Source organism: Maricaulis sp. (genome assembly GCF_034670125.1).
Lineage (GTDB): Bacteria > Pseudomonadota > Alphaproteobacteria > Caulobacterales > Maricaulaceae > Maricaulis.
Map to the genome: position 1 here is coordinate 1 of NZ_JAXMOC010000010.1, position 18812 is coordinate 18812.

At 62.6% G+C, this 18812-nt stretch carries 15 protein-coding genes; 11 read left to right on the forward strand and 4 right to left on the reverse strand.

Going from position 1 to position 18812, the window contains the following annotated elements; genetic code table 11:
- The 9 genes from VOI18_RS14050 to VOI18_RS14090 form a co-directional block, all read left to right on the forward strand.
- The coding region (locus tag VOI18_RS14050; protein WP_323763048.1) for a VCBS domain-containing protein at positions 1-4388 on the forward strand (4388 nt) is incomplete at its 5' end.
- Between the two features lie 164 nt (positions 4389-4552).
- Positions 4553-5347 (forward strand): 5'/3'-nucleotidase SurE, encoded by a 795-nt coding sequence (gene surE, locus VOI18_RS14055; RefSeq protein ID WP_323763049.1) that lies wholly within the window; start codon positions 4553-4555, stop codon positions 5345-5347.
- A 30-nt stretch (positions 5348-5377) separates the two neighbouring features.
- On the forward strand, positions 5378-6019 hold the full coding sequence (locus VOI18_RS14060; RefSeq protein WP_416374890.1) for a protein-L-isoaspartate(D-aspartate) O-methyltransferase: 642 nt from the start codon (positions 5378-5380) through the stop codon (positions 6017-6019).
- 35 nt (positions 6020-6054) lie between these two features.
- Positions 6055-6441, forward strand: coding sequence for a hypothetical protein (locus VOI18_RS14065; protein ID WP_323763051.1), 387 nt, complete (start codon positions 6055-6057; stop codon positions 6439-6441).
- A 128-nt stretch (positions 6442-6569) separates the two neighbouring features.
- On the forward strand, positions 6570-7505 hold the full coding sequence (locus tag VOI18_RS14070) for a M23 family metallopeptidase (protein WP_323763052.1): 936 nt from the start codon (positions 6570-6572) through the stop codon (positions 7503-7505).
- 169 nt (positions 7506-7674) lie between these two features.
- Entirely contained in the window at positions 7675-8016 is a 342-nt protein-coding gene (yajC, locus tag VOI18_RS14075; RefSeq protein ID WP_323763053.1) for a preprotein translocase subunit YajC, read from the forward strand.
- A 50-nt stretch (positions 8017-8066) separates the two neighbouring features.
- Positions 8067-9722: a protein translocase subunit SecD gene (gene secD / locus VOI18_RS14080; RefSeq protein WP_323763054.1), complete on the forward strand. Its 1656-nt coding sequence runs from the start codon at positions 8067-8069 to the stop codon at positions 9720-9722.
- A gap of 15 nt (positions 9723-9737) precedes the next feature.
- The gene (gene secF / locus VOI18_RS14085) at positions 9738-10682 is read left to right on the forward strand and encodes a protein translocase subunit SecF (RefSeq protein WP_323763055.1); all 945 of its coding nucleotides are present in this window, start codon (positions 9738-9740) and stop codon (positions 10680-10682) included.
- 104 nt (positions 10683-10786) lie between these two features.
- On the forward strand, positions 10787-11395 hold the full coding sequence (locus VOI18_RS14090; protein ID WP_323763056.1) for a urate hydroxylase PuuD: 609 nt from the start codon (positions 10787-10789) through the stop codon (positions 11393-11395).
- A 184-nt stretch (positions 11396-11579) separates the two neighbouring features.
- Here the strand turns inward: VOI18_RS14090 and VOI18_RS14095 are convergent, their stop codons facing one another.
- Together VOI18_RS14095 and VOI18_RS14100 are read right to left on the reverse strand one after the other, a co-directional pair.
- Positions 11580-12857: a serine hydrolase domain-containing protein gene (locus tag VOI18_RS14095; protein WP_323763057.1), complete on the reverse strand. Its 1278-nt coding sequence runs from the start codon at positions 12855-12857 to the stop codon at positions 11580-11582.
- A gap of 74 nt (positions 12858-12931) precedes the next feature.
- A complete protein-coding gene (locus VOI18_RS14100) occupies positions 12932-13537 on the reverse strand; it encodes a superoxide dismutase (RefSeq protein WP_323763058.1) in 606 nt (201 codons plus the stop codon).
- 105 nt (positions 13538-13642) lie between these two features.
- Here VOI18_RS14100 and VOI18_RS14105 point away from each other — a divergent pair, with 105 nt between their 5' ends.
- The gene (locus VOI18_RS14105) at positions 13643-14464 is read left to right on the forward strand and encodes a squalene/phytoene synthase family protein (RefSeq protein WP_323763059.1); all 822 of its coding nucleotides are present in this window, start codon (positions 13643-13645) and stop codon (positions 14462-14464) included.
- A 67-nt stretch (positions 14465-14531) separates the two neighbouring features.
- Positions 14532-15227 (forward strand): SDR family oxidoreductase, encoded by a 696-nt coding sequence (locus tag VOI18_RS14110; protein WP_323763060.1) that lies wholly within the window; start codon positions 14532-14534, stop codon positions 15225-15227.
- A 27-nt stretch (positions 15228-15254) separates the two neighbouring features.
- Here the strand turns inward: VOI18_RS14110 and VOI18_RS14115 are convergent, their stop codons facing one another.
- Entirely contained in the window at positions 15255-17147 is a 1893-nt protein-coding gene (locus VOI18_RS14115; RefSeq protein ID WP_323763061.1) for an alpha/beta hydrolase family protein, read from the reverse strand.
- 89 nt (positions 17148-17236) lie between these two features.
- Complete coding sequence (gene trmFO, locus VOI18_RS14120) at positions 17237-18637, reverse strand: methylenetetrahydrofolate--tRNA-(uracil(54)-C(5))-methyltransferase (FADH(2)-oxidizing) TrmFO (RefSeq protein ID WP_416374891.1); 1401 nt, start codon at positions 18635-18637, stop codon at positions 17237-17239.
- Positions 18638-18812: the final 175 nt, after the last annotated feature.

An 18812-nucleotide genomic window follows, 5' to 3' on the forward strand; every position in this document is an offset into this window, starting at 1 on the left:
ATTATGTCGATGGCACGGTGAGCTTCCCCTATGGCCAGTATGAAGACCTGGCCGCGGGCGAAACCGAGATCCTGACCATCAGCTTCAACCTGGATGATGGTGATGGCGGTGTGGTGGCCCGTGAGCTGAGCTTCACCATCGTTGGCGAGAACGATGCGCCGAACGTGGTGCCGATCGATCTGGGTACCCAGAGCGAAGACGGTGGCTTTATCTCGGTCGACCTGATGTCGACGGCGAGCGATATCGACACCAATGACGTGATCGGCATCGACGAGATCCAGTCTGTGTCGTCGTCCAATCCGGACCGGACGATCAGCTGGGGGCTTGATCCGAACAATTATGACGCGGTCCGTCTGGACCTGAACCAGTTCACCGACCTTCAGGCGGGTGAGACCGAGACGGTCACCATCACCTATGTGGTGGGTGACAATAATGGTGGTCTGACGACCAACACGGCGACCTTCGTGGTTGAGGGCACGAATGACCTTCCGACCTTCGTCGACTTCACCCTGTCACTGGGCGAGAGCGAGCCCTTGTGGGTTAATCTTCTGTCCAGTGTCCAGGATGTCGACAGCGACACGGTGATCGTGACCGATGTGGTCGCCTCGACCAACAACCCGGACCGTGTGGTCACCGCCAATGTGAATTATGTCGATGGCACGGTGAGCTTCCCCTATGGCCAGTATGAAGACCTGGCCGCGGGCGAAACCGAGATCCTGACCATCAGCTTCAACCTGGATGATGGTGATGGCGGTGTGGTGGCCCGTGAGCTAAGCTTCACCATCGTCGGCGAGAACGATGCGCCTTATATTGAGCCATGGAACTCCTCGCTCGAGGGGACGGTCGATGAGAATGATGCGCCGGTCCTGACCACCGCCGGCTCGATCGTGTTCGACGATGTCGACGCCAGCGACCAGCACTATGGCTACATCAATAATGTTACCCAGACGGGCACGGTCGGCGACTTCAACATCTATGACCTTTATGGTCTGCTGCGCCTGGATGATTACGCCTCGGGCGGCGCGCTGGGCTGGACCTTCAATGCCGACAGCGGATTGTTCGACTACCTGCAGGAAGGCGAGAGCGTCACCCTGACCTATGATGTCGAGGTAACCGATGGCCGCGCGGGTGGCCAGACGACGGTCTCGATTACCATCGAGGGTTCCAATGACCTGCCGACCTTCATCGACTTCGGCCACCAGATCGATGAAAGCACCTCGCTGTGGGTCAACCTTCTGTCTGGCGTCCAGGACGTCGACAGTGATGCGGTGACGATTTCGGATGTGGTTGCCTATACCGACAATCCGGACCGGGTCGTCGCACTTGATGTCAATCTGGAAGAGGGGACGGTGCGTTTCCCCTATGGCCAGTATGAGGACCTCGCCGAGGGCGAGAGTGAGATCCTGACCATCAGCTACACGATTGATGACGGCGATGGTGGCGTCGTGCCGGCTGAAATGCACTTCACGGTGATCGGGTCCAACGACGCACCTTACATCGAGCCGTGGAACTCCACACTCGAAGGCACGATCGACGAGAATGATGCGCCGGTCCTGACCACCGCCGGCTCGATCGTGTTCGACGATGTCGACGCCAGCGATCAGCATTATGGCTATATCAACAATGTCGCGCTGACCGGCGAGACCGGGGAACTCAACCCGGGCAATCTTTATGGCCTGCTGCGCCTGGATGATTACGCCTCGGGCGGCGCGCTGGGCTGGACCTTCAATGCCGACAGCGGCCTGTTCGACTATCTGCAGGAAGGCGAGAGCGTCACCCTGACCTATGATGTCGAGGTAACCGATGGCCGCGAAGGTGGCCAGACGACGGTCTCGATCACGATTGAAGGGTCGAACGACCTTCCCACCTTCGTCGACTTCACCCTGTCACTGGGCGAGAGCGAGCCGCTGTGGGTCAATCTTCTGTCCAGTGTCCAGGATGTCGACAGCGACACGGTGATCGTCACCGATGTGGTCGCCTCGACCAACAACCCGGACCGTGTTGTCACGGCCAATGTGAATTATGTCGATGGCACGGTGAGCTTCCCTTACGGCCAGTATGAAGACCTGGCCGCGGGCGAAACCGAGATCCTGACCATCAGCTTCAACCTGGATGATGGTGATGGCGGTGTGGTGGCCCGTGAGCTAAGCTTCACCATCGTCGGCGAGAACGATGCGCCTTATATTGAGCCATGGAACTCCTCGCTCGAGGGGACGGTCGATGAGAATGATGCGCCGGTCCTGACCACCGCCGGCTCGATCGTGTTCGACGATGTCGACGCCAGCGACCAGCACTATGGCTACATCAATAATGTTACCCAGACGGGCACGGTCGGCGACTTCAACATCTATGACCTTTATGGTCTGCTGCGCCTGGATGATTACGCCTCGGGCGGCGCGCTGGGCTGGACCTTCAATGCCGACAGCGGATTGTTCGACTACCTGCAGGAAGGCGAGAGCGTCACCCTGACCTATGATGTCGAGGTAACCGATGGCCGCGAAGGTGGCCAGACGACGGTCTCGATCACGATTGAAGGGTCGAACGACCTGCCCAGCTTTGTCGACTTCACGATCTCGTTCGGTGAAAGCGAGCCCCTGTGGGTCAATCTTCTCGCCAGCGTCCAGGACGTCGACAGCGACACGGTGATCGTCACCGATGTCACGGCCCATACCGACAATCCCGACCGCGTTGTTGTGGCCAATGTGGACTATGAGGCCGGTACGGTCTCCTTCCCCTATGGCCAGTATGAAGATCTGGCCGAGGGTGAAACCGAAACGCTGACCATCAGCTTCAACCTCGAAGACAGTGATGGCGGGGTGCTGCCGCGCGAGTTCAATTTCACGATCATCGGGCAGAATGATGCGCCCTATTTCGAGCCGTGGAACTCCTCGCTGGACGCGACTGTAGAAGAGGGCAACGGGCAACCATTGGAAGCGAGTGGCGTGATCGGGATCTGGGACCCGGATGCCAGCGATGAGCATACCGGGACCACGCTCAGCGTCAGCCTTGCTGGCGATGTCGGAGGGCTGACGGAAGCCGATGTCCTTGGCCTGTTGAGTTTTGATGGCACCGGCCCGACCGCCTCGGTCGACTGGTCCTTCGCCTCGGACGCGTCGCTGTTTGCTTACCTTTCCACCGATGAGAGCATCACGCTGACTTATGAGGTCGAGGTCTCGGACGGGCATGCCAGCGTGACCGCCCCGGTCACCATTACCATCACGGGGGTCAATGACCTGCCTGTGGTGAGTGCCGACCTCGCGGTGACGACGCATGAAGATGCCGCCCCATTGAGTGTCGACCTGTTTGCCAATGCCAGCGATCCGGAAGGCGACGCCATGGCGGTCACCGGTGTCGTGGTCACGACAGCGTCCGGTCGCGCGGTCGCGTTCTCCGTTGATGCACTGACCGGTGAGATGGTGATCGATCCGGCCCAGTTCGGCGACCTTGAGGCCGGTGAACTGGAAGCGCTGACGGTGAATTATGGTGTCGCCCACGCCGACACGGTCATCACGGGTGGGTCAGACAGTATTCCGACGATCGGCAATGCCGGGCGTTGGTTCGTGGTTGATTTCGACACTGGCCAGATTATCCAGGAAGCCCGCGGAAGCGGCAATTCGGCCGAACCCTTCGCGGTTCCGGCCAATGGGGTGGTCTTCCACTTCAATGGCAATAACGCGAACTATGGTGTCAGCGCGTCGTCCTACGTCGATGGCGTGGCGAGTGTGATCGATCCGGCAGAATTCGACGTTTCCGGTTATTCGGGCGCCCTGTCCGATGACGGGCAGTGGCTGGACTTTTCCGACACAATCATCGACGCCGTGATCAGCTGGTCGGGTACGGTTGAAACCGCTGATGGGCCGCGCCAGGTCAGCTTCACCTTTGACGGCCTCGATTTCACCGACAACCAGGTCGGCGCATCGACACTCGACAGTTTCTCGGTCGAGGTCAGCGGGCCCAGCACCGCCGCCACGGCTGTGATCGAGGTTGAAGGCCGTGATGATGGCGGCGCCATGGAGGCTCAAGTCTTCTCGAAGGGTGGCGCGATCGATCTCGCCAAGGTGCCCGTCGCCGACACACTGACGGACGAGGGGGCCGGATCGACTGACGGGCTGGTCGCGCTGTCGCATGAGGATGGCCTGGCTGTGATCACGGCGGCTGATGTCTCGGACTTCAGTTTCGACCGGGTCTTCGATCTCACCAATTTCCGCGGGACGGCGCAGTTCGCCAGCCTGTCGGAGGTTGATGCACCCGCATTGGAACTCGATGGCGTGCAACCCACGCTGGGTCAGGCTGATGCATTGGACTTGCCCGGTCTGGATGCGTTCGGCCTGCCCCATGATGATGCCTTGCAGACCCTTCCCATGCCCGAAACACCTGAAGGCTGGTAGGCAACGCCGCATCAACATGGCTTGACGAGTGCGCAGGCGGTCCTCCCCAAGGGCCGCCTGATGCATGTGGGGTGCCGGACCGGACCGCGTTCGGGGACTGGCGGGCGGGCAGAATTGGTTTAGAAAGCAGGCCGAAGCAAAAGCCAGAAATCGACCGGTTGATCATGATCCCTGAAAACCCCCGCATACTCCTGACCAATGATGACGGCATACGTGCCCACGGGCTCAAAGTGCTCGAAAAGATCGCCCGTCAACTGTCCGATGATATCTGGATTGTGGCCCCGGCCGAGGAACAGTCCGGAGCCGGGCGGTCCCTGTCGCTGCATGACCCGTTGCGGGTGCGCCATTTCGACGAGCGACGCATGTCGGTCTCCGGCACGCCGACCGATTGCGTGCTGATGGGCATCCAGGACCTGATCCCGGGCAAACAGCCCGATCTCGTCCTGTCCGGCGTCAATCGCGGCCAGAACATCGCCGAGGATGTGACCTTCTCCGGCACGGTCGCCGGCGCCATGCAGGGCATGCAGCTGGGCATCCCCTCGGTGGCGTTGTCGCAGGCCTATGGCTTCGGCAAGGATGATCCGATCCAGTGGGAGACCGCCGAGCTGTACGGGGCGCCGATCCTGCGTCGCCTGTTTGATCTGAAATGGCCGGACGACGTGCTCATCAACATCAATTTTCCGGATCGCAAGCCCGATGATGTGGACGAGGTCGAGGTGACCCGCCAGGGCCGGCGTGACCAGCACATCCTGCATGCCGAGCATCGCGTTGACCCGCGCGGCATGGATTATTATTGGCTCGCCTTCAAGGGCCTGTTGTCCAATCCGCCGGACGGCGTCGACCTGCGGGCGATCTATGACGGCAAGATCTCTGTCACGCCCTTGCACATGGACCTCACTCATGGCGAGACGCTGGGCAATCTGAAAAGCATGCTTGGCGGTGTCCCGCCCAAGTCCTGATCACAGACCACGCCCGGAGGGCTGTCGCGGATGCAATTGCCAGATCCCCGCATGATCCAGCTCGTGATGAGCCTGCGTGGCGGCGGCGTGACCGATGCCAAGGTCATGGGCGCACTCGAGCGCACGCCGCGTCACCTGTTCGTGCCGCAACGCTTCGGTGACCAGGCTTATGATGACCGGGCGCTGCCGATCGATTGCGGCCAGACGATCTCGCAGCCGCTGATCGTGGCCCTGATGACCCAGGCGCTGAAACTGGATGATCGTTGCAAGGTGCTCGAGATCGGAACCGGCTCGGGCTACCAGGCGGCTGTCCTCGCGCGACTGGCGCGACGGGTCTATTCGGTCGAGCGCTACCGCACCCTGTCGCGTGAGGCCGAAGCCCGTTTCGAGGCGATGCGGTTGACCAATATCGTGACCCGGATCGGTGACGGCACGCTGGGCTGGCCCGAACAGGCACCGTTTGACCGGATCATTCTCACCGCCTCCGCACCGACCCGTCCGGACGTCATTCTCCAACAGCTCAAGGATGGCGGCATCGCCGTGGCCCCGGTCGACCGGGATAACCGGCAGGTGCTGGTGCGCTATGATCGCGACGGCGACTCCATTACCGAAACGGATTTGATGGATGTGCGTTTCGTGCCGCTGGTGAAGGGTGAAGCTCGCGCTTTGTAAGGGCTTTCTGCGTCGAACCATGTTAGGGTGAACGCATGGGCATTACTTATGACGAGCTGGACGCGGATGGCGTGGCACAGCTCACACTGACCGGGCTGGTCACCCGAACCGACCATGCCGCTTTCACCGAGCGGGTCGCGGCGCAAATCCGCGCCGGGCGCTTGCGCGCGGTGATCATCGATGCGTCGGCGGCGGAAGTGCCGGCCAGTGCCAGCTTCTCACGGGACGTCTGGGAGGACTTTCTGTCAGAGCTTGGTGGCCGTCCCTTTGCCTATCTGCCGCCCGCCGGCCACGAAAATGCCCAGCGCCAGGAGATGATCCGGACGCTTGTTGCCGAATGGGACGTGCGCTTTGCCACCATGGCCGGGATTGCCCAGGCACACGCCTGGTGTCTGGCGCAACTGGGGCCGAAGGCGCACTGAACCGGCCAGGTGGTGACCGGGAACATTAAATCTGCACCAGGACGGAGCCGGGCGGCGTGTGGATAACCGCCGGTTAAACCTTATCTGGCTTCATGACGGTGAATGTCCTGTCGGAGGTCGTGCCTGAAATGCGTGTTACGTCCCTTATCTGCCTCGTTGCGGTGGTGAGTGCGAGCCTTGCGGCCTGTGCGACCAACCCGCGTGAGCCGGCCCGGGTCGACTACCGCAGCTTCGGCAATGGATCGAATCCCGCGGCATCATCCTCGTCCTCGCGGGCACCGCGAGGCGGCACGATGAATTGTGGCTCCGGCTATACGGTTCGGACCAATGACACGCTGTCTGAAATTGCCGAGCGCTGCGGCGTCGGGATGTCGGACCTGGCTCGTACCAATGGTCTCAATGCACCCTATACCCTGCGTGTCGGGCAGACGATCTCGATGCCGCGTCCGCCGGTGCATGTGGTCCAGCGCGGCGAGAACCTGTACCGGATCGGTTTGCGTTATGGTGTGCCTTTCCAGCAGCTTGCCAGCCATAATGGTATTGGCGCACCGTTCGAGATCGAGGTCGGCCAACAGCTGCGGCTGCCCAATGGCGCCCGCGTTGCCAGCACCTCGTCAGGAGGCTCCTCGCGGGCCCCGACAACCGCATCAAACTCCACCCGTTACACACCGCCGCCGGCCGAGGCCGGGGCACCAAGCTTTGACTGGCCGGTACGCGGCACGGTTCTCGCCAGTTTCGGCCGCAGGCCCAATGGCGAGCGCAATGACGGCATCAATATCGAAACAGCGGCCGGTGCCGATGTGCGCGCGTCAGCCCCCGGCCAGGTCGTTTATGCCGGTAGCGAGCTTGCCGGCTATGGCCAGCTGGTGCTGGTCCGGCACTCGGGCGGGTTCGTGACGGCCTATGCCCACAATTCCCGGCTTCTGGTGCGCGAAGGCGACCAGGTCAGCCGCGGCCAGGTCATCGCCCAGGCCGGCGCGACCGGCACGGTTGACCGCCCGCAGGTCCATTTCGAGATCCGCTCCGGTGTCAATCCGGTCGATCCGATGTCCTACCTGCGCTGACCGCAAGCCAGCCGGGTGTGCCTTTGCGCACACAGATACAGCCCGATCCAACAGCCGACCCTTGTTGCAACCAAGGCCCGTGCCGATATAGTCCCGCGCATTCGAATTTCCGGGCGTTGGCGCAATCCTGTTGCGTTACGCGCCCAGCAGCCGCGGAGCGCGCTTCTTCATGCAAGAATTTCTTCAATCCCCGATCCCGATGCTCGTCCTCATGGGACTGGTCTTCTATTTCCTGCTCATCCGTCCGCAGCAAAAGCGGATGAAAGAGCACAAGGAACTGATTGGCGGCCTCAAGCGTGGTGACGAAGTCGTCACCCAGGGCGGCATGATCGGCAAGATTTCCAAGGTTTCCGACGAGGAAGTCACCCTCGACGTGGGTGAAGGCGTGAAGGTTCGGATCGTCCGCTCGACCATTGCCGACGTGAAGGGCCGCACCGCGCCCAAGCCGGCTAATGATGCCAAGTCGGACACCAAGAAAGACGCCAAGAAGGACGACAAGGAAATCGGCTGAGCCGATTGACCGTCATCCCTGATCGTCCCTGACCAAGAGGCCGCGCTGACATGCTGCATTTCGGGCGTTGGAAACTGCTTTCCATATTCCTCATCACGCTACTTGGCGTGATGTACACCATCCCCAACTTCGTACCGGAAGAAGACCGGTATACGATCAATGACGTGGATGGTACGGCGACGCCCAAGGGCATCTGGCGTTTTATCCCGGCCGGGACGATCAATCTGGGCCTCGACCTGCAGGGCGGTTCGCACATCGTCTTCGAAGTCGACATGGATGAGGTTCGAGACGCCCAGCTGGAAACGCTGGCCTCCGACATCCGCACCACGCTGCGCGAAGCACCGCCGGTGCTGGCCCGTTCGGTGGCCGTGATCGGCGATGAGGTCGTTGTTCTGATGGTCCGGCCGGAAGAACGCGACGCGGCGCTCGAGCGGATCCGGGAGCTCAATGCACCGGTCACCACCGGTATCGGCCAGGTCGGCCTCGCCGACATGTATGACATCAGCGCGGATCCGTCAGATCCGTCCGCGATCCGGATTTCGGTGACCTCGCAGCAATACGAGGCGATCCGCAACCGGACACTGGAACAGTCGATCACGGTGATCCGGCGCCGCCTTGACGGGCTGGGCACCACCGATCCGACCATTGCCCGCTCGGGCGATCGCCGGGTTCTGGTCCAGGTGCCCGGTGCCGATGATCCGCAGGTGATCATCGATCTGGTCGGCACACAGGCCGCCATGAGCTTCCACATGGTCGACGAGGATGTCGACCCGGGCCCCAATGGCCAGGCCCGCACCCCACCCGGCGTGTCTGTTTTCCCGATGGCCGATTCGGGCGGTACGCAGTGGTTGGCCGTCGAAACGCGCCAGCGTCTGACCGGTGAAAATCTCAACAGCGCCAATGTCACCTCCCATCCGAATTATACCGGCCCGGTGGTCGGGTTCCGGCTGGACACCCAAGGTGCCCTGATCTTTGGCGAACTGACCCGAACCAATCGCGGCCGTCGCTTTGCCATCGTGTTGGACAATGAGATCATCACCGCTCCGTCAATCAATGAGCCGATCCTGTCAGGGTCCGGCGTGATTGGCGGCGGCTATACCTATGAAACCGCCAACCAGCTTGTGATCCTGCTCAATGCCGGTGCCTTGCCGGCCTCGTTGACACCGGTCGAGCAGCGGGTTGTCACCGGTACGCTCGGTCAGGACCAGGTGGAGAGCGGCAAGATGGCGATCATGATCGGCTTCGCGCTGGTCATCATCTTCATGGTTGCCATGTATGGCGTCTTCGGCCTGTTCTCGACCACAGCCCTTCTGGTCAATGTCGTCCTCATCCTGGGCGGATTGTCCGGACTTGGCATGACGCTGACCCTGCCGGGGATCGCCGGTATCATCCTGACGATCGGCATGGCGGTGGACGCCAACGTGCTGATTTATGAGCGGATACGGGAAGAGGTCAAAAACAACCGCACCCCGGTTCAGGCGATCCAGGCCGGTTACGAGCGCGCCCTTGCGGCCATTCTCGACGCCAACATCACCACCTTCATCGCCGCTGCCGTGCTCTACATGCTCGGTGCCGGTCCGGTGCGGGGTTTTGCGGTGACGCTGGGGATCGGCATCATCACCTCGGTCTTCACGGCCTTCGTCGTCTCCCGCCTGCTGGCGGTTCTCTGGCTGCGGGCGTTCAAGCCCAAAAAGCTGCCGCTTTAAGGGGAGGAAACCGACATGACCCTCGCACTCGTCAAATACCTGCCGACCTCCGGCAAGATCCCCTTCATCCGTGGCCGCTGGATCGCGCTCGCGATCTCGGGCTTCTTCATCGTGTTCTCGATGTTCGAGTTCGCCACTGTCGGCATCAATTTCGGCATTGATTTCCGCGGTGGTATCCAGACCGAAGTCGCAGCGACAAATTCCACCTCGATCGAGGATTTGCGGGCCACCGCGAACGCTCTCGACCTCGGAGAGGCGCGCGTCCAGGGGGCCGGACCGGTTGGTACCGAGCGAACCACCTACCTCATCTCCCTGCCGCTGCAGGAAGGCGAAGGGCTGGAGGGCGAAGCGGCACAGAATACGGCCCGACAATCGCTGGAAGCCGCACTGACAACGACCTTCCCGGATATCCAGATGCGCGGCACGACAGTGATCGGCGGCGCCGTGTCGGGCGAGTTGATCGTCACTGGTTTCACGGCCATCGGCGTCGCCCTCTTCCTGATGCTGGTCTACATCTGGTTCCGCTTTGAATGGCAGTATTCGGTCGGAGCCATCATCGCCCTGACCCATGACGTTATCGCCACGGTCGGCATGTTCTCGCTGACGCAGATGACGTTCGACCTCGCCACCGTTGCCGCGATCCTGACCATTGTCGGATACTCGATGAACGACACCGTGGTGGTCTATGACCGGATCCGGGAAAATCTCCGCAAGTACAAGCGCAAGCCCTTGCAGGAAGTTCTCGACCTGTCGATCAATGACACGCTGTCACGGACCATCCTGACCTCGGTGACCACACTGGTGGCGCTGATCTCGCTCTACCTGATCGGTGGCACGGCCCTGAAGGGCTTTGCCTTTGCCATGATCTGGGGCGTGATGATCGGTACCTTCTCGTCAATCTTCGTCGCCGCGCCGATCCTGCTGTTCACCAATGTCCAGCGCGAAAGCAATGAGAGCTGATCAGGTCCGGCCGGGTGCAAACCCGGCCGCACTATCCTGAGACGCGAATACGCCGTAATTTCTCCCCGATGACAGACTGATTCTGACATTGGGGAGGGATTATAATGGCTGCAATTCTCAGCAATCTACGCACGACGGTGATCGTGTCTTTCGTACTTTCGGCATTGTTCCTGGCGGTATTCGTGGGGCTTGGCTGGATCGGACTCAATTTCGATTTCTGGCAGGGCCTGGCCCGCTGGACTCATGTTGTATCGGGCATCATGTGGATCGGATTGCTCTGGTACTTCAACTTCGTGCAAATCCCGAACATGCCCAAAATTCCGGATGATCAGAAACCGGCCATCGGCAAGGTGATCGCGCCGGCTGCGCTGTTCTGGTTCAGGTGGGGGGCCGTGGCGACTGTCGTTACCGGTCTCGCTGTGGCGCATCTCAACCAGTACATGGTGTCTGCGCTGACCCTCGGTGCGACCACATCGTTCTCCGTGCCCTATCACATTTTCATCGGCATCGGCATGTGGATGGCCATCATCATGGCGGCCAATGTCTGGTTCGTGATCTGGCCCAACCAGAAGATCGCCCTGGGCATGGTCGAGGCCGAGGCCGAGGCCAAGCCGAAAGCGGCCCGCACGGCGATGCTGTTCTCGCGTACCAACACGCTCCTGTCCTTCCCGATGCTGATCGCGATGGCCATGGCGCAGACGGTCTTTGGCTAGCACAAGGCCGCCAGTGTTGACCTGAAACGTTCAGGGCCCGCCGATAGCCGGCGGGCCCTGTTCACGTTCGGGGGGTACGTGAGCATCCGGGCCCGCGAGGTAGGGAGGGATTGCGGCCCGTTGCCTGTCTGTAACGCCGTGGGGCGGCCCATTCCGTCGCATCGGCCCTGAAAAAATTTCCGTCTCAATCGAAGGCGAAACTGCCATAGACCATGGGCCGGAAGATGCGCAGGGTGCGTGGCTCGGGCCGGTGCTCGGACGGCTGGATCTGGGTCATGATCACCGCTGCCGTACCCGTGGCCGGGCTGACGAAGAAATCGGTGTCGAAAAATCCACCCCAGCTGAGATCGCCCGGTACGCCGGCCGGTTCCTGCCCCTCGGCCGGCGGCAGGACAACGTCCATGCCAAGCGCGAACCCACGTGCGCCCCAGTCGCCGGTCTGCTCGGCTGTGGTGTGCGGACGGGACAGAACGGCGAAGGTCTCGGGCCTGATCAGCTGGACATCGCCCAGAGCGCCGCCATTGGCGAGCAGCATGGCGAAACGGATATAGTCCGACGCCGTCGAGACAAGACCGCCGCCTCCGGACGGCCAGTCAGGACTGCCGAACTCGAAATCGACCATGTTGCCCGTTTCGTCATGGACATAGAGCGGGGCCAGGGCAGCCTCGTCAAAGTCGACATCGGTGAAAAAGAACCCGGTTGAGGTCATGCCCAGCGGCGTGAAAATCTCGGAGTCCAGAAATGTGTTGAGCGGTGTGCCGCTGACGACCTCGATCACCCGGCCCGCCACATCCAGCCCGTAGGAATACTGCCAGCGATCACCGGGATCATTGTAGAGCGGCAAAGCCGCCAGGCGGTCGATACGGGCGGCGAGATCACCGTCACCGGAATAGAGGGAGTTTTCCAGATACAGCCGCCCGAGATCGCTTTCGCTCTCGAAGATATAGCCAAGGCCGGCGGTATGGGTGAGCAGATGCTCGATGGTCATGATCGTTTCGGACGGGCGGGTCTCGATATCACCGGCCTCATTGGCCATGGGCGAGACCGCGACGCGCATGTCAGCGAAGGCGGGGATGTAATCGCTGACCGGGTCATCGAGGGAGATTTCACCGCGCTCGACGAGCATCATGATAGCCATCGCCGTGACCGGTTTGGTCATCGAGGCGATCCGAACCGGCGTGTCGACCGTGAACGGGGTGTGATGGGCGAGGTCGGCCTGGCCGGCTTCCGACACGAAGGCGATGCGGTCGCCGCGGGCAATGATTGCCGCATAGCCGGGTCTCGCCCCGTCTGCGGCCAGGGCGTCGAGGCGGGCATCGAGCGCCGACAGCATGGCCGGGTCGAAGCCCAGGGCTGCGGGGTTCTCGACTGTCTGGATGTCCTGCGCAGCAAGCGGCGCGGTGACGGACAGCATGGCTGTCGCGACCAGCGCAAGCGCTGTCATGGCTTGTTTGAACACCATCTAACCTTCCCTTCGGGATATGTGTTTATCGACCGAGGGGAAGGTTAGGGCGCAACAGGCGTTCTGACGAGGCCTTATCGGGCTGCGGCGAGGTTTTCGGCGGCAAATTCCCAGTTCACCAGCTTGTCGAGGAAGGTGGTGATGTAGTCGGGACGACGATTCTGGAAATCGAGATAATAGGCGTGCTCCCAGACATCCATCGTCAGGAGCGGGGTGACCCCGTCTTCGGTCAGCGGCGTCTCGGCGTTCAGCGTCTTGCGCACTTCCAGCTTGCCACCGGCCACAACCAGCCAGGCCCAGCCGGAGCCGAACTGCGTTGCGCCGGCATCGGCGAAGGCCGTCTTGAAGGCGTCCAAGGATCCGAAGTCACGGTCGATCATCGCCGCGAGGTCGCCGGACGGCGCGCCGCCGCCATTGGGACGCATGGACTGCCAGTAGAATGTGTGGTTCCAGATCTGGGCGGCATTGTTGAACACACCGGCCTTGCCTGCATCGCCAGCCGTGCGGCGGATCACGTCTTCCAGCGACAGGGCAGCCATATCGGTACCCTCGACCAGCCCGTTCAGCTTGCCGACATAGGCGTTGTGGTGTTTCCCGTGGTGGAAATCGAGCGTCTGGGAGGAGATATGGGGGGCCAGTGCATCCTTGGCATAGGGCAGATCGGGCAGGGTGAAAGCCATGGGAACCTCTTACAGTGACGTAGACGGGAAGGATGATGGCCCGGTGGGCCGTTTTCATGCCCGGACATATGGTGCGCGTGGCGGCGATGTCCACCGGGGAGACGCATGATGGGGGCAGAAATCGACAGCCTGCTGCGCAATGCCGACCCGGATCGCTATCTGTGCGCGATGTTCGCGCAGCCAGACCAGCGGGCCGGGCTGCAGGCGCTGTACGGCCTCAATCACGAGTTGGCCCGCGTCGCCCTGTCGCCGTCGGAAAGCCTGATCGGCGAAATGAAGCTGACCTGGTGGCGCGACGCCGTGACCGATCTGGGCGCCAGCCCGCCCAAGGTGCGGCGCCATGAGGTGACCGAGGGGCTGGCCCGACTGGGCGACCGGATCGATCCGGCTGACCTGATGCCGCTGATCGAGGCCCGCTTCGACGACATTTCGGCCCGGCCCTTCGCCGATCTGGATGATGTGCTCGCCCATGTGGATGCGACCGCCGGAGTGCTGCTGCGTCTGGCTCTGCGCCTCGTTGACGCCAGTGACAGTGTTTCGCCAGAGCTGGCGGTGGCCGCCGGACGCGCCTGGGGGCTGACCGGGTTGCTGCGGACCTTCCCGCAGCGGGCGCGGATCGGCCGGGCGCCGGTCGGGGCTGACGAGCTGGCGCGGCAGGATGCCACCCCGGCCATGCTGGCCCAAGGGCTGGGACGCGAGAAGGTCGAGGCCGCGCGACAGCCTGTCATCAAGGCCGCCCGGGCAGCCTGCGAGGTCATCAAGAGCGCCGGTCCGCTGCCGGCTGACGCCGTCCCGGCGATCGGATATTGCTGTTTGGCGGGCACCTATCTCGACCGATTGCCGGACAGCCCCTACCAGATCGCACCGGACCTCAATCCGCTCGGTCGTCGGCTGCGATTGACCTGGCTGGCCCTGACCGGTCGCTAGACAGCGGCAGGGTCTTGCTTCGGGGGCCCGCTCGCGTTCAACATGGTCGCAATCAAGGAGAACACCCATGCACCACGCGCTGATCACCGGAGCCAATCGAGGACTGGGGCTGGAACATGCCCGGCAATTGCTCGAGCGCGGCTGGCATGTCAGCGCCGCCGTGCGCGCACCGGAGGCGGCGAACGCGCTGGCCGCGCTTCCCGTCGGTGACGGCAAGCTGGACCTGCACGCCTATGACGCGGCCGATCCGGCCAGCGCGGAGGCTCTGGCCAAGGCGGTCACCGGTCCGGTCGATCTTTTGTTCGCCAATGCCGGCATGATGGCGCCCGAAACCCGCAAGTTCGGCGGCGCGGCGGGAGCGGCGATGCTGGAGGAATTCAAGGTCAACTCGATCGCGCCCCTGGCCCTGGTCGAGGCCTTTGTCGATCAGGTGGCGGCGTCGGAAATGAAGGTGGTTGCCCTGCAATCATCCCGCATGGGCTCGATCCGCGACAATGGCAGCGGCGGCGGCTACGGCTACCGGTCTTCGAAGGCGGCGCTCAATGCGATCGGCAAATCGCTGAGCATCGACCTTAAGGATCGCGGCATCGTCGTGCTGACCCTTCATCCCGGCTGGGTGAAAACCGACATGGGTGGCCCCAATGGGCAGCTGACGGTGCAGGAATCGGTATCGGGTCAGCTCGACCTCATCGCTCGTGCCTACGGCAATCCGGTGATGAGCGGCCGCTTCTACCACGTCTCCGGTCAGGACCTGCCCTGGTAGACAGACCCTGACCGGGGATCTGCACGACTACTCGCCGAGATGCTCGGCGAGGAAGGCTTCCACATTGCGCAGGACCAGTTCACGCATGCTCGGGCCGGTGAGCCAATGGTCGAGCTCGCGCTCGTGGATGTAGGTGACATCCTTGCCGGCACGTTCGAGGGCGCGGTTCATGATGTCGGAATGTTCGTCATCCACCACGCTGTCTTCACGGCCGTGAATCAGCAGGACCGGGATCTGCACCGCATCGGCGTGGTCGGCCGGTGAAATATGGGCAGCCTGGTCACGGTCCGGCAGCTCTTCGGTTCCCGTCAGGCGCGAGGCCAGCAAGCGGGAGTAAGGCGATTGATAGCCGCCCCAGAGGTCGGCATTGCGCGCAATCTCCCAGAGATCGGTAACCGGTGCGATGGCTGCGGCACACTGGAAGGCATCCGGCGTGAACGTGGCAGCGGCGAGGGCTGCATACCCACCATAGCTGGCTCCGACAATGCAGGCCCGGCCCTCGGCGGCATAGCCGGCGCGGACCATGGCATTCATGCCATCCGTGAGGTCGGACTGCATCACGCCGCGGCCCCACTCGCCCCAGCCGGCCTGTTCCCAGGTGACACCATAGCCGCTCGATCCGCGATAATTGGGTTGCAGGACCAGGTAACCGCGGCTGGCGAGGAAGTGGGCGAGATAGTCGAACCCGCCGGTGTCACGGGCGGCCGGGCCACCGTGCGGCAGGACAACAAGCGGATGCGGTCCGTCTCCGTCCGGCAGGGTCAGATAGGCCGGGATCGAAGTCCCGTCGCTGGCACGATAGCGAATGGACAGGCGTTGGGGCAGGACGCTGTTGGCCAGTTCCGGGAAGGCATTGCCCAGGGAGGCCAGCGACATCACGGTCGCGTCAAACAGGAAATACTCGGTGGGCCGGTTCTCGCGATAGGCCGCGACCGTGAACTGGGTCCGGTCGCGCGACCATGAGAAAATCGAGACATAGGCATCGGGAATGGCGGCTTCGAGAGACACCTGAATATTCGTCATCCCGTCGTCAAACCACACATAGGTCGGCATTTCGCGATCGATGCGGGCGCCGAGTACGGTGTTGGTGTAGTAGTCGAACAAGGGTGTGGTGAGGTCGAACTCGTCGTCCTGGAAGAGCACGCGAACCGGCTCCCCGGTTTCAAGCGAAACCGAGTAAAGGCGACGGCCGCCTTCATTGGGCCGGTCGGTGAAGACCAGCTCGCCCGGCGAACCCGCCATGACACCCCACATGGAGGTCGTGAGCTGTGGTTCGGTGCGTTCCTGTACGGTCGTCCAGTACTCGCCGCTGCGTGTTTCCAGCCCGTACTCGCTGGTGATAACATTGTACCGGAGCCGCGCGACCGGCGTGCCGCTCGCATCGAGGGCGTAGCCGAAATAGCGTCCGTCTGATCGCGCAATGGTGCGTTCCAGTCCGGTCGCGGGGTTCATGGCTGCAAGCCCGGAACCACCGTCCCGGCGGCCGCCAATGACCAGGTCACCGGTTTCAGGCACGACGCCAAGTGCAATCCCCGGCAGGTCCCTCAGGCGATCAGGACGCTCGAGGTCGAGCGCGTACATGGTCGTGTAATCATCGGCACCCCATTGGCCGTTATCGCGTGCGACAGACGCCACGATGATCAACATCCGGTCGCTGGCCCAGAACAACCGGCTGACGCGTACATCCGACACGTTGGCCCCGGCTGGCGGTTCACCATCGCGCGACAGCACTGATACGATCTGCTGGCCGCCGGCCTGCGACAGCATGGCAATGCGGCGACCATCGGGTGAAATCACCGGTACGGCGATCTGGGGGTGACGGCTGAAGGCTTCGACCGCAGGCGGCGCCTGGGTCTGGGCCAGGCTGCCGGTGGCCACGGAAACGGCAGCCGCGAAAGCGGCGATGACGCGTGAAAACATGATTGTCCCCCAAATACCTTGCCGACTCGATGTCAGCCTCGCAGGAGGTTAGCCGGGAGACCGCCCGCTAATCAACGCTGGCGTGTCGTTCAGCCGGCCTGCCAGCGTGCCAGGTCCGCCAGCGCCCGCTCGGACATGGCGGCCTTGCGGGCCGGGGTCTTGGCCTTGCCCTTGATGCGATTGCCCTCAGCGTCGACGGTCGGCTGCTCGATCGGCGGGAACAGGCCGAAATTGACATTCATCGGCTGGAACGAGCCCTTGCCGCCATCCAGATGACCGCCGGTGACATGACCGATCAGGGCGCCGAGCGCCGTGGTCGCCGGTGGCGGGGTCAGGCGGGTGCCCAGGCGCTCAGCGGCGGCGTAGCGACCGGCCAGAAGGCCCATCGCCGCGCTTTCGACATAGCCCTCGACACCGATCAGCTGACCGGCGAAACGCAGGCGCGGCTGGCTCTTCAGGCGCAATTGCGCGTCCAGAAGTTTCGGTGAATTGAGGAAGGTGTTGCGGTGGATACCGCCGAGGCGGGCAAAGCGCGCCTCCTCCAGCCCCGGGATCATGCGCAGGACTTCACCCTGGGCGCCGTATTTCATCTTGGTCTGGAAGCCGACGAGATTGAACAGCGTTCCCAGCGCATTGTCCTGACGCAGCTGGACGATGGCCCAGGGTTTCACGGTCGGATTGTGCGGATTGGTCAGGCCGACCGGCTTCATCGGTCCGTGACGCAATGTCTCGCGGCCGCGTTCGGCCATGACTTCGATGGGCAGGCAACCGTCGAAATAGGGGGTGTTGGCCTCCCATTCCTTGAACTCGGTCTTTTCCGACGCGATCAGCGCATCGATGAAGGCCTCATACTGGTCCTTGTCCATCGGGCAGTTGAGATAGGCCTTGCGCTCGGCATCGGTGTCACCCTTGTCATAGCGTGACTGGAACCAGGCCTTCTCGGTATTGACGCTGTCGCGATAGACGACGGGGGCAATGGCATCGAAGAAGGCCAGTTCACCTTCGCCGGTTTCCTTCAGGATGGCCTCGGACAGGCTTTCCGAGGTCAAAGGGCCGGTGGCGATGATCACGCTGTCCCAGTCCTCCGGCGGCAGGGACGGGATTTCCTCACGACTGATGGTGACCAGCGGATGCTCGGACAGCTCCTTGGTGACCGCCTGCGAAAACACATCCCGATCGACGGCCAGCGCCCCGCCGGCGGGCAGGCGGGCGGCATCACCCTGGCGCAGGATGATCGAGTCGAGGCGGCGCATCTCTTCGTGCAGGAGGCCAACCGCATTGGTGCGGTGATCATCCGAGCGGAAGGAGTTCGAGCACACCAGTTCGGCCAGCCCGTCGGTGTGGTGGGCATCGGTGCCTTTCACGCCGCGCATCTCGTGCAGGATGACGGGCACGCCCTTGGAGACGAGCTGCCAGGTCGCCTCGGAGCCGGCCATGCCGCCGCCGATGACGTGAACGGGTTTCATTGCTTGATCTGTCATGCGCGGCATATCGAACCGGGGGGCGGGGGAGTCAAGCGGTGGCGGGCAGGGCGGCGGGCTTGACGCCTGTGCTTGCCCGGATAAAGCTGATGATCAACGGGGGGTTGCGTTATGAGGCAGGTGTGGGTTGCGGTTTTGGCGATATTGGTCACGGCAACAGCTGGTGCCCAAGGTTTGCCGCCTG